The sequence below is a fragment of the Bacteroides sp. 43_46 genome (assembly GCF_001915455.1).
Taxonomy (GTDB): domain Bacteria; phylum Bacteroidota; class Bacteroidia; order Bacteroidales; family Bacteroidaceae; genus Bacteroides; species Bacteroides caccae.
The window spans coordinates 1-13,998 of sequence record NZ_MNQN01000104.1; the positions used below are offsets into that span (position 1 = coordinate 1).

The window sequence follows — 13,998 nt, forward strand, 5'->3', positions numbered from 1 at the left end:
GGACAACAATAGAAATACCAAAATAAAGAGATAAAGAGCATTTCCTTTTTAATACAATATGTCAAAGAACACTTGATGCTTACTTTTTACACAACCTCCAGGAAGGAGGAGTACCCGTAGGGGGAGGTGGTAGGTCTCCCCCCTTATATTCTCAGACTACAAATATACAACATTTAAAGCCATTTGTCAAGTCCTTGTGGCATGCTTTCTGGTAATTACTGCATTTTCTCTTTTTCAAGAAAGCCACAGACCTGTATTCACTTTCTTCAATAGTTTACCTAATCAAGCAAGAACCTTTCCGCACGTCCCGGAGTCAACAACTCCCATAAAGAAGCAACCGTCCATCCCGGTGCAAAGATATCATTATAGTACCCTTTTCCGTTCTTACCATAATCCCAATTAGTGTGCTGAACGACTTCCGGATAGAAACCGGATTTTGCAATGCCGCATAAATGCCCTTCATAAGGTAGCAACTGACGCATAGATGTAGATATCACCTCCGCAAAATCAGCCATACGAGGTTCAGCATATTCCTTTGACAACCATTGAAGTACAGATGCAAACTCAAAAACAAAAACATCAATATGGTTATTCTCCACAGAAACATTTCCCCAACCACGAGTTTTAAGACCTATATCACCCAGCATCTGTCCCGGTGCGAAAGGAACGTCCCACAAATAATACCAGGATAAAGCAAAATAAGCCGCTTTTTTTGTCAAATCGGCATAATGCCTATGTTCTTCTCCCTTTGTTATCAATGAAAGATAGTAAGTAGCGGTAGCAGCATAGAGAGAAGCCTCTTTATCCTCGCAGTTCGCATCCAATGTAGATGAGAAATAATCAGCTTTCGAAATCAGCTCTTTCTCTAAATAGTCTGCCGTCCGTTTGGAACTGGCCAAATAACGCTTATCTTTAAAATATTTATATCCCATAACTAATGGCAACGTAGCAGAGGGGGTACTTCCCCCACTCGGATCGACAATAGTTAAATCATCACGAAACTTACGGGGGAAACTACCATCAACATTCTGTAACTGTAAGAACATATCCAATATTCTTTTCAACTTTTGCTCCCACTCAGGATGACGGCGTCCGTTCTCTTTTTCATAAGCTAAGAAATGGAACATGGCATAGACGCCTTCCGACTGACGCCGGATACTATGGATCGGTTCCTCATATCCCTTGTCAAAATTCACGGATTCCTTGAAAAATCCCGCTTGTGTGAAACCATTCTTCAAATAACTATCAAATATCTTTGTACTGTTCACTTTCAGTTCTTCCCGGTTCGATTGCCAACCGTATTCCCATGCATTAAATGCATTAAGAAGTACACGACCGATAAAACCAACCTCAGCCTGACCGTTTCTTTCACAGTCACTTACCTTCAGATGTATTCCGGAATTATAAACCAGCGGTTGATTATCGACCAAACTATTTACAAAAAAGCAACTAAGCACTTGCTTCATATCCGCTATAGAATATGAATTCTCCACAGGTTTTGGTGCATAGGTATCATAACAATGCTCCCATGTATGCTGTATAAAGTCTGAAAAATCATCCGCACCACTTTCCATTATTTCCCATGTCAACAATACCGACTCACCTTTCTTCATCAGTTGAAAAGCCTCCACCTCAGGTGCTAATGTTAATTTACGAATATAACTTTTAGGAGCCTCCCGATAAGGAAAACCAAAAGAAAGCATAGCTATTCCCTGTTGATTCTCAAATCCGGTAAATCCCAAGGAAGTCTTCCCTGAAAGAATGATCTCTCCTTCTTTATGTGTAGCTAAAGCATCCATAGAAAAATCATCCAAACGATTTACTGTCATAAATCGTTTTTCTTTTTCACTAAAAATCCCCGTAAGTGGTGCGCTCAACCTGTCTTCACGAACCAACCAACTATCCGACGTATGGAATGATGGAGCTTTTTTAGGAGAACGCAAATTACGGCGATACCAAAATCCCGGCATATAAAACTGACAGTTATCATGGCGATAGCCCGTACTCAACAATTGACGATAGTTGAAGTAAACATCCTGTGCAGCGGTAAGCTGTACAGTCAATCGCATACAACTATCCCGTTCTTCAACTTTATGAAAAACCGTTATCGGCAATTTATTATCCGAACGCCACTCATAATCAAAATAGCTATTCTCCAACTTATCCAGATGCAGTTTATAATTCACAGCATTATTACCCGGAACCTTTAAAGATAGTTCTACCTTCATATTCTCAGGAACATACTTCACTGCTCCCATACAGGCAGTACCAAACAAAATCGCTGTACAACCCACAAATGTCCTTAATATCGTTTTCATACCTCTTATCTATTGTTCTATTATACCTTCATTTCCATTCAGAATCTAATGAGTTATCGGCCAATATACCGCATAACGTTCAAAATGAACTTTATAAAAAGGTTCCAGCACTATATGCTCAAAACCTTTCAAGTTTATGCCAAACTTCAATGGTTCTCCTGAAACAACCTCCACATGAGTTGGAATCCGTTCTACAGGTTCTCTGAATACCGGGACTTTTGCCATGTCCATCTTATTCATAGCCGTATTGTTCATCTTTCCCCAAAAAGTAGTAGGAAGATTTTCCTTTCCCATACGCCCGGCAAGCACGTAAGGCCCATATAATAATGCAACATAACGGTCGGTACCTGTTAAGTTCTCTGTACATATATGCATCGGAAGTCGTAGTGTAATCACATTCTTCCGCTCCCACACTCTGTCTATAATCCAATACCCATCACTGCCAAGCAGAGGCTGTTCTTCTTCTCCATTAATTATAAAAGTAGCCTTATCAGTCCAATCAGGTTTACGAATGCGCAGAATCAGTTTCTGCTTTTTCTTTAGATTCAATGTAAGGTCAACTTGTTCGGATTCCGGAATCCGGCTTTGCTGAATAAGCTCGACTCCTTCTTCTTTCCAAGAAAGAATGGAAGGAATAAACAGATTCACTCTTATATCCTTTTCTTGATGCCTATTCGTCACTTTATGGCTATAAATAAACTTACCCAACTTCGCCGGACTTTCCAGCCCTGTATGTCCACAGCACCAGAAAGAGCTATCACGTGAAGCATAAATACGATAATGCCCCGGTCGCATGGAAGTAAAATAGCAGCACATACCCTTCACCGGGTCATAGGCTGACAAGATATGATTAAATAAAGTTCTTTCATAATATGCCGCCTTAGTCGCATCCGGTTGCTGCATGAACAGAGCTTCGGTCAAACGTAACATATTTACGGAATTACACGTTTCCGGTCCGCTGATATGGAGCATCCTATCAATGAACTCCTTTTTAGAGAAGAAATGTTCTCCGGTACTGTTACCACCTATTACCCAAGTATGGTTTTGCTTCACAATATTCCAGAAATTAGTCGCCGCAAGAAGAAAGGCCCGATCACCGGTAAACATATAATATTTATGGAAACCCGTAAATTTCGGGATCTGTGTATTGGCGTGCCACCCGAATAAAACATCCTTTCCTTCAGACAAAGGAACCCACATAGCCCGATCATTTAAACGGCGGGCCCAATCAAGGAAACGCTTTTGCCCCGTCAACTCATAAACCTCAACGTAAGACTCATTAATCGAACCATGTTCACAAATCAATAATTGCTGAATCTGTTCATCAGTCAACTTATCCAATACCTGAGAGCCAAACCAATCGGCCAACCGTACTAATATCGGCAACGCTTCTTTCAAGTCACACTGTGTATAAGCAGCAGAAAGCCCGAGCAGCATCTTATTAATCAGATAAACAGGTGCCCAGGCACCATTGACCGTAGGATTATTCGTTTTTATCTTTCCTGAGGCTACTTCCCTGAATAGTTCCCTGCCTCCTTTCACACCTAACAGGAAGCCATCTTTACCGGCTTCCTGACATAGCTTCAATTCTTTCAGCACATATTTCAATCGTCTCAGTAACTCTCTATCGCCTGTAGATTGATACATCATCGATACGGAAGAAAGATAGAACCCAAGAAATCCACCCCGAAGCGGGCCTGCTCCCCATACGTCTTGTGACTCCCAGCCGGCATAAGGTCCGGCTTTCGATGACAATCCCGCTTCAATCCGATAAAAATGAAGCAAAGAGTCAGGATTCAGCCAAAGAAGATATTCTTTGCCTTTTTGTTGCAAATCAAGAAAAGGACCATCTGACAAACGTATTTCTTTCAATGGAAAATAACTTTCAAAAGACGTCCCCAGCGATGTCTCCCCTTTTCGTAACACAGACATAGCAGGATTCACCGAGCCAAAGATTAGCAATAAGCTCAATAGCATTCTTACAGATGTCTTGGCTACTATACGTTCGCACATTATCATATCCATTATTCAAATTCTATTTTCTTCGCAGGAATCAGCCGAACAGGACCTATTAACCCCGATTCTATCAATGGCGAGTCTTTCCGGTAATGTTTCCAAGTAGTGAATGCCACTCTTCCGCCTTCCGGTTTATTTACTCCATTTCTATACCAGTCCGGTAGCTTTCTGATAGCCCCACGGCTCAAAGCAGCAATTCCATTTACTCCTCCTCCGGGTACATACTCGTTCTCCTCCGGTAACTGTTCATCCCCAATCAAACGATTCGTCCATTGATTAGTCACCTTAATTTCCAATGTATTTTCACCCGGCTTCAGCACATCAGTGACATCAATTAAATACGGACGGGACCAAAAGATCCCTTTATTTACTCCATTGACAATCACCTCCGCCATCACCTCTACTGCACCCAAATCAAGGAAAACAACTCTATCCTCAGACATCATAGAAGGTTTCACAACAAAGTTAGTTTTATAAGTAGCTGTACCAGAAAAATATTTAACGCCCTCATCTTCGTGTCTATGCAAAGAGAACAATTTGGGCAAACTTATTTTTTCCGGTGCTCCCAGCCCTTTCGGGAAGCTAACCTCCCATTTCTGATTTATCATCACCGGACTTCCTGTTTTTTCAACCTTTACCTCTCTTTTTATACCGTCCGATGTAACAAATTCATAATTCCCATCACTCCATGCCAACAGAGAGCGGGTATCCGCATAAGGTATCCAGTCCAATATACGCTCATCAGTATTTCTTGTATATCCTTTGGCTACCAATTGAGAAATCTCCTTATCTGATAATACTTTAGAAAACAACACCGGAACAGACATATCCCCATTATAATAGGAAGCTCCTTCTTTTAAAGTAGTAAAATTCAATCCAGGATGAATTGTCTGCAAAGACTTCGTCTTATAAGCTATATGCTCTCCATTGATATAAATATGCGGAGCCCCTTCCCTATAAACCAGACAAATATGGCTCCAACCGGAAATAGGTTTTTCCACTCCCATTTTAAACTCAGGATATCCTTTCTCATTCTCCCATACCGCAACTCCATTTCTACCTACAGCCAGTCCACAAGTGGCATGTCCTGCGCCATATAACAGTTCACCGCCCGACGGATAGATTGCATAATATTCCGTCCAAGGGTACGGTATATATCCCATTGGATTATCTATATTCAACATGGCATCTGATTCCGGTTTCACCCACAATGAGATTGAGAAATTATCTCTTATGTCAGGGTATGCCGCCTGCTTCCATTCTTCGGTTGATATAGCAGAAGCATCTATCAGACACTTCCCATCTTTATGAATAGAACGAATAGCCTTCTGTTCAGGAAGGTCAGAACGAAAGACGACGAACACAGAACCATACGCTTCCAGTTGAACAGGCACCGATATGGTTTCTTCATTCGTTTGATATACCATAGCCCGTGTTCTTTCACCTGATATAGGATTCCAAAACTCAGGAATCTTTCCTTTCACACGAAAGTTACAAATCAGCTCTTTCGAAGTCCGTTGCTGGTTAGCAACAAAATAAACATCCGCCTCTCCTATCTGCCTATGGATATAACGTATTGGGGCACTAATTGAATCTGTGATCACTTCAAAGTCAGGTCTTAACTGAATCTTCTCAAGTACTTGTTCCAAGTTCAAAGAGGTTTCCCAGAAAATCCTACCTTTCCCTACGCTACGATCCACCACTGTAGTTGCGGCCTTTCCCCATAGTTCGTCACAAAGTTGTTCAAACTCTTTTTCTTCAATAACTGAATAAGATTGCAACCCTACGGTCTGTTGCGGACGGGCACCGACAATTATCAATCCCTGTTCCACCATATTCCGCAGTTTCCTCAATAGACCCAACGTAATATGCGATTGTTCCTGTAAAACCAATACACGATAATTCATTCCGTCCGGAAGCCTTAAACGCCCGCGTTCTACCCAAGCTCTATTCAATAACGTTTCCGTATTCATCAAATCGTAATCATATCCTTCCGGTGGTACCGGATTCAAATCTCTTCTATGCACTTTCGTGTATCCTACAATATTATCACCTGTAAAGTATGCAAAATCAGCTACGAATAGTCCCTCTTGCAATAGAGTTTGACAACGGTTCAGATAATCTATCCAGGCACGTCCCGGCTCCCACCAGGTATTAGTTCTGTCAAAATGTATTCCCCAAGGGCCTAAAGTCATAGCGGGAGCAGCATCCGGATGAGGTTGCATTGCATAACGATGAATCACCATCCGATTAATCCCCTCTGTAAACGCCTTATCACCAACAGCCTTCAAAGCAAATGGGTATTCCTGCCATCTTCCCGACTCAGGTTCAGAAGTATATGCTTCGGCACCCACCACTTTCTGACCGTTGATATGAGCTATCGAAGACGCCAATTTTGTAGTACGCCGCATCATCAAGTTGTTCTGGAAAATAGCAGATAACCCATTCCAAAACTCTCCCATAACTCCATCTACCCGTGAGCCTATTTGTAATTCTTCCATTGGTCCGCGGTCATAAGGTTCGCAATAGGATACCAGCCCATATTGATTACATAGATTCCGAAATTCACCATAATAATTATCTGCCAACAAGTCAGCCTGTACACGACGAATATCCCATAAGAAACGTTCTGTCATTTCTTTGCTTCCTACAATCTTACCTGTCATAGCCGGCAAATATTTAATCAAATCATATCCGGTCCTTTCACAAAACTCACCTTCAAATCCGGATGTCCAGTTTTGCATACCGACTTCCCAACTATCTATCTCCAGTCCTATCTGAATCTGGTGAACATAAGGTTTGATTAGTGGATACAATAAATCCATCATTTTATTAAAATGAAGCTGAATCGCCTGTTTGCTAAACTTATCGCATTCAAGCCCCACGCCTGTATCCGGAGCTGCACAGTTTTTTCTTCCGGTAGAAGTATGTCCCAAACGGATGACTGTCCAGTTTCCCAAAGGTACCTCCCAATTCAGACGTCCCAAAGAATCAACCTGATTCGTCAAGTCAATAATGTCTTCCAAGCGAATAACTTGTTCTTTGTCATACGTTTGTATACCGATCTTCCCTCTATGATTAAAAACACTGTTATTCAATAACTGCCAATCAGAAAAGCCCACAGGTTTACCATTCTTGAAAGAAGGGAAAGCTAACACAGCTATATCTCTATAATATCCTAATTCCGTTGCCGGCCGGAGTAATAAAGTATCCACCCGTTTACCGCCTGCCACCTCAGTCTCACTCCAAGTCAATTTTTGCATTGAATACTCAGGAGTAATCCAAGGACCACCACTTGACGACCAACCCGGACAATTATGCATCACATAATCAATGCCTAAACGAGCTGCTTCTTTTATAGCATGTGCTTTTAATTCCGACCACTCCGGACTTAAGTAAGTAACAGGCCCCTTTGGAATTCCAGTTCCCCCTTCCAGATTGAAAACACCACCTATCCCAATACGATGCATCGCCTCCAGATCCTTTGTAATGCCTTCCTTTGTGATATTTCCATTCATCCAGAACCAATATGTATAAGGCCGGGCAGTCGAAGACAATTGGGTAAAGTCTTTTTCCAGCTCACTCATCGGCTTAACTTTTACAGGATGAGCAGTGCCTGAAGGCAAAGGAAGTTTCTCGCTTACCGGAAGCGGCTTCCCAAAACATGGAACGCCAGATGCATCAAAAGTAAACTTCTGAAGACGAATATCCCGTTTCCAACCGGGTTTTCTCTCTTTTTTCGTATGGTAATAAATATAATGTTCCCTGTCATCAGGAGAAGTTGTAAAACTGGCATGCCCTACCCCAAATACTTGATCGGTACCTTCAAATACAGGTTTATCACTTTTAATCCAGCTTTTCGGATCTAACAAATCTGCGTCCGGGTCCTTCAGACGCAAATAAGAAAGTTTATATGTATCCAGCCATGATTGCCCGCAGGAATAAACAACAAACACATCTTTCCCGTGTTTTAAAATCTGCGGCCCCTCATTCAATGGCAACTCTCCTTGTTCATAATAGCGGTCCGGCGACGATATTTTTACTCTTCCGGAAGCCATTGTCCAAGGATTCTCCATTTTTGCGATATAAAGATGTTGCTGAGTTTTGTCAGTCGGTTCACTATTCTCCCAACCGGACCAGACAGCATACAATTGTCCCTTATGCTGCAACAAAGTCATATCAATCGCCCAGCGATTGTTTTTCCAGTCTCCCAAAACATCCCCCGTAAACAGCATTCCTTTGTCGATATACTCGCCCATTGCGTCTGATGTAACAGATTCCAACACGCCCGTCTTTTGGTGAATAAAAGGAGGACCGCTATATCCGCCCGCATAAAAAATATACCATTTACCTTTCCAGAAATGAAGTTCGGGTGCCCAAATGCAAGTCGAATTCCATTGCCCTTTTTCCGGTGCCTTCCAAACACGTACAGGAGGATTTATCTTATGCAAATCACGAGAACGGGAAACTCCGATGCCACCCGGCACCCCGCAGCAATAATAATACCATCCTTCATGTTTTACAACCCACGGATCAGCACCCGAAGGCAGGATAGGATTTGTGTAATATCCGTCATATTCTTGCCCACTCACCATCACCGAACAGACAATCATCATTATCCAGAAAGATAATCTTTGTATCATTTAAAATGAAGTTTTTAATGAAGTTTTTCTTTTAAAATATCTCTTTTATAACGTACTAAAGCTTCAACATAATAATAATCAGCGTAAGTTAACGGTACATCAACCTCTGCCTTACCCGGATTATTACCTACTGAATGTTTCAGAATAAAATTACAATTTGTACCAGGCTCAGCCAAGTATTCCGGCGATGACAAAGTCTTCAACTGCGTTTCGGCTACAGAAAGACATTGTTTTGAGAAATCACCTTCAGTATACTGGCTAAGTTCGATGAAAGCCGAGGCCATTAATGCTCCCGCAGAAGCATCACGAAGTTCATTGGGAATACCAGGAGCATCAAAATCCCAATATGGAATTTTATCTTCAGGCAAACGAGGATGATTCATAATAAATCTAGCCACATTCGTAGCATGTTGCAGATATTTCTCTTGCCCGGTCTCACGATACATCATTGTATAGCCATATAATGCCCAGCCCTGGCCACGTGCCCAACATGATTCATGAGCATATCCCTGACAAGTGTTTTTCTTTTCAGGCTGTCCCGAGATCGTATCATAAGAAATCACATGGTATGAGCTATAATCCGGACGGAAATGATGCTTCATCGTCACATCTGCATGTGACTTGGCTATTTCCGCAAATTTCGGATTATCGGAATTCTTGGAAGCCCACATCAACATCTCTAAATTCATCATATTATCAATAATTACCGGATATTCCCACACTTTCTGATTCCAGTCCCATGAACGTATGCAACCGACTTGTGGACGAAAACGAGTACTCAATGATTCCGCTCCTTGCAACAATACCTGTTTATACTCATCATTGCTTGTCAGACGCAATCCATTACCAAAACTACAATACAACATAAATCCCACATCGTGATTATCTGTTGTGTATTTCTCATTTTCTATCCTTTTGGTATAATTTTCTGCATACATTTTCAAGGAATCATCTTGATTCACCTCATACAAATACCATAATACCCCAGGGAAAAAACCACTTGTCCACCATTTGGCCTTTGAAGTCATCAGTTTACCATCCTTACCAATAGTACGTGGCAATTTCTCCTCTTCATTCAATAAATTCTCAGCCATTAACTTTGATTGAACAGTCGCTATTTGCAAACTATTATTCACAAGAGTACTCATTTCGCTTTTGGGAGCTGAACAACTACAAACTGCCATCAGTCCCAAAAATGCAATAATAGATGAACCTACTTTCATTTATATATTCTTTAAAATTATTTTTCTAATTGAAGTTTTTTTATTCTTATCTGAGTTTCCAGTTCTTTTATCTCTTCACTTAATGAGACAGAACCCACTTTGTTTTCATTCTCTGCAACATCCGATTGGCGGTCAAACACCATCCGGCCTACAACAGAATCACCTTTCAACCATATAGCACTGCTATATCGCTCCGAAACAATATTATACCCACCTTGCCATTGAACAAAAGCGTATTCTTTTATCCTCTTCTCACTATCCTGCAGAATAGGAACAAAGCTTTTTCCCTGTAATTGCCCCTCAGGAACCGGAACTTTACACAACTCACACAATGTGGGATAAATATCCACAAATTCTACAACTCCCCCAGCTTTTCCGCCTTTACAATGAGGCACACGGACAATCAATGGAGCACGGGTCGCATGATTCATCAGGTTATGTTTTCCCCAGAAACCATGTTCACCCAAATGCCAGCCATGATCTCCTAATATCACTACTATCGTACTCTCTGCCAATCCCAAGCGTTCAAGTTCATCAAGTACTAAACCGATCTGCGCATCTATGTAACTCACACATGCATAATAACCGTGTTTTGCCTCTCGCTGAAAAGCCTCATCCTTTGTTGTCGTAAATTTCCCATATCCACGAATCTCACCGGAGGAAGTAACCTGCTTCGGCAATGCTTTCGGTCGATAAGGATTCGATGCCAACTGAATCTTCTCCCTTTGATATAAATCCCAATATTTCTTAGGAGCATTGAACGGCAAATGTGGCTTCCAGAAGCCACATGCCAAGAAGAAAGGTACTTTCATCTCTTTCAATCTCCTTAAATCTGCAATCGTCTTCTGCGCTACTCTACCATCAATATAAGTTGTATCCGAGACATCAGCCGATTCACAGAACGGTCCTCGCAAAGTCTTAGGGTGGATATAACGGGAAGACTCTTCGTTCTGCCACAATTCCCACTTATTATATTCAGCCCAATCCTTACCGTAACCATCAGGATATACTCTCCACGGATATTCTGACCAACTACGGGCATGATCGGTTATATTATGGAAAACTTTTCCATTGGAAATAACATAATATCCGTTTTTCTTAAAACACTCCGGAAGCGAAAGTGCCTTGGGACAATCTTTCTCTGCATTAGCATCGAAAGCAGTAAAACGTTCCGGATAACAAGGATATACTCCTGTAAACAGACTCGCTCTGGAAGCCCCGCTCACAGGAATATTACAATATGCATTTTGAAAGACCGTAGCCTGCTCCGCCAATCTATCAATGTGAGGAGTCACAATATCCTCTATTCCGTAACACCCCAATTCAGGTCGCATATCATCAGCAATGATAAATAAAACATTCATCTTATCTTTCTTCTGTCCATAAACATGGGCAGAAGAGACTAAAGTAATCACACCTACAAAATAAAATGATTGAATGCTGCTCATAGCTATATCCTTTGGAATGTAAAACCAGATTATTTAAAATTAACTCCCTCAAATGAGAATCTATTCTTAGCGTCAGTCTTATATTCTTTCAAATAAGGAGAATAAGTGTCCACTTTTACCTGTTTCTTTTTCACATCTATATCTACAATACGTAAAAAACCGGTTTGTCCTCTATTCGTTCCTTTCACTCCATCCTGAAAGTTAGCCAACATCTGATATACCTTATTACCTTGTTCGCCTGTACTAACCAACGTCCCAACACCGCCATTCAAAACATGTCCACTAAAGACAAAGAGAATATTGGGATATTTGCTCACCAACTTATCCCACATTTGCTCACCATTATTCACCGCATTCTCACCGGTATCCTTTCCCAAACCATATTTCTGCGGCAACCAACGGTCTCCTTCTCCCATACGCGTATCGTCTGAGTACATATACGCATGCGTATTAATAATCACCTTATGATGCGGATGTTTCTTCACAACCTCTCCCGCCCAATCAAGTACATTATTACGAGGCCCGAATTCCAAACAAAGAATTAGCCATTTTATTCCGGCAGCTTTGAAAGTATACCATACATTATCCATTTTCCCTTCTTCAAACGCACCTCCGAAATTCTTCATCTTACTGTATTTTGCATAAGGAAAATAGTTATTAAACAATTGGGAATCTCTTTTATTCGAATTTTTTCCCAAATCGTGATTTCCCATAACAAAAGCATAAGGAACTTTATCATCCATCATATTCAAGGTAGAAGCTGCCACCGCCCACTCTTTATCAATATTGTGATCCGTCATATCCCCTTGCTGTAAAACAAAATCAATACTATCTGCATGTTCCACCGCCCACTGGGTCTGCGATCTCAGAATGTCCGGGTAAAGTCGTGAATAAGTTTGTATGTCCGGCAATAAAACCAATCTGACCTGTTTCTGTGTACTGCAACTTGACAATACCAGAATTGTAGTAGCCAATAAAGCTGCCAATCTCAAATGTTTTTTCATAATATTTCTATTTTTATTCAACTCAGTTGAAGGTATGTTGTACTATTGTTACTTAAATAGAACATACCTTCGAGATTTAATTCTAGTTTCTAATAGAACCATCTTTCTTTATATCACGACTTCCGCTCCATATTTTAACCGAAGACCATTTCTCAGGCTTGGCCGTCCAGAATTCATCATCCGCCTGTAAACCCAAAGGCAAGAAAATAAAAGTACACAAATAATTACTGCCAGTAGATACATATCTGTCGGCAATCTCGGGCTGGTGCCCACAAAATCCCAGATTCAGCCATCCATCCTTATCAAATGTACCTTTGGCCAATTGTCTTTTCATAACCTTAGTTAGAGCGCAACGCACTTGTGCCGGTTTGATATGTTCAGGTAATAATTTCATCCAGGATACCTGAGCTAATACCTGAAAAGCCCCAAAACGATAGCCCATTGATCTTCCCAATACAGGATAGGTCCCTTCCGGAGATATCATCTTTTCTTGTTGATCAGCATAACGGATGAGGCGTTGTAACTGTACGTCATAAAAATCAGCCCCTTCCACTTTATGCTCTTTCATGACCGCCAATACATCTATCAACATGGGTTGAATCACATAACTGTTGTAATAATCCAAATGAAAATTACGTCCGTCACCATACCAGCCATCTCCTTTATACCATTCTTTATGTCTCTTTAACGCATAATGAATTGGTTTCAAATCACATTCACCCGTAAACTCCAATAAGGCCGCTTCAATAGTAGCAGAGAACATCAACCAATTAGACTCTGAAGCCTTGATCCTGCGCGAAGCTTTCAATTCCTTAATAATTCTCTCTTGAGTCACTTTATCTAACTTCGGCCAAATCTGATCCTTAGAACGTAACAAGCCTTGTGCAAAAAAAGCAGCATCAACCAACGGCTGTCCTCCAGGCCCATCAAAACGCATATAATCAGGTGATTCCGGGTTTACAGCATTAGCAATAGATTTCACCACTAAATTGGTATATTTAGCACGAAGCTGACCTTCTTCCGTATCATCAGGAGGTAAATTCAACCATGCAGAAATACCATCAAATGAACGTCCTAAAGCTTCCAAATGCGTCACATTCTTTCTTGTATTGCCATTGTTTAATCCATCAAAGGTTTCAACAGGCATGTTTTTCCTCAAAGTATTCTGACTCAAATTGGTATATAGCGGATCAATAATCTTGATCATTGTTTTCACCCAATACTCACGATCCTTACTTTTCTTTGCAAAAGCATTCCCCCCATTTACCAAAAGAGAAAATACTAGAAAAAAGAAGAATATTCTATGATTTTTATTATTCATAATTTTATAATTATTAGTTCTCAGT

7 protein-coding genes are annotated in these 13,998 nt (G+C 41.0%); all 7 read right to left on the reverse strand.

Annotated features, from left to right (window positions below; translation table 11 throughout):
- Positions 1–278: 278 nt before the first annotated feature.
- The gene (locus BHV72_RS09495) at positions 279–2,318 is read right to left on the reverse strand and encodes a hypothetical protein (RefSeq protein ID WP_122264746.1); all 2,040 of its coding nucleotides are present in this window, start codon (positions 2,316–2,318) and stop codon (positions 279–281) included.
- Between the two features lie 45 nt (positions 2,319–2,363).
- Entirely contained in the window at positions 2,364–4,343 is a 1,980-nt protein-coding gene (locus BHV72_RS09500; protein WP_374938592.1) for a glycoside hydrolase family 127 protein, read from the reverse strand.
- Complete coding sequence (locus tag BHV72_RS09505; protein WP_286855628.1) at positions 4,343–8,977, reverse strand: glycosyl hydrolase; 4,635 nt, start codon at positions 8,975–8,977, stop codon at positions 4,343–4,345. The genes BHV72_RS09500 and BHV72_RS09505 overlap by 1 nt, the downstream gene beginning before the upstream one ends.
- Positions 8,978–8,991: 14 nt before the next feature.
- On the reverse strand, positions 8,992–10,200 hold the full coding sequence (locus tag BHV72_RS09510; RefSeq protein WP_005675213.1) for a glycoside hydrolase family 88 protein: 1,209 nt from the start codon (positions 10,198–10,200) through the stop codon (positions 8,992–8,994).
- Positions 10,201–10,217: 17 nt separating this feature from the next.
- Positions 10,218–11,648 (reverse strand): sulfatase, encoded by a 1,431-nt coding sequence (locus tag BHV72_RS09515; RefSeq protein WP_005675212.1) that lies wholly within the window; start codon positions 11,646–11,648, stop codon positions 10,218–10,220.
- A 29-nt stretch (positions 11,649–11,677) separates the two neighbouring features.
- Positions 11,678–12,652 (reverse strand): metallophosphoesterase, encoded by a 975-nt coding sequence (locus tag BHV72_RS09520; protein ID WP_005681922.1) that lies wholly within the window; start codon positions 12,650–12,652, stop codon positions 11,678–11,680.
- A gap of 82 nt (positions 12,653–12,734) precedes the next feature.
- Positions 12,735–13,973: a DUF2264 domain-containing protein gene (locus BHV72_RS09525; RefSeq protein WP_005675210.1), complete on the reverse strand. Its 1,239-nt coding sequence runs from the start codon at positions 13,971–13,973 to the stop codon at positions 12,735–12,737.
- Positions 13,974–13,998 lie beyond the last annotated feature (25 nt).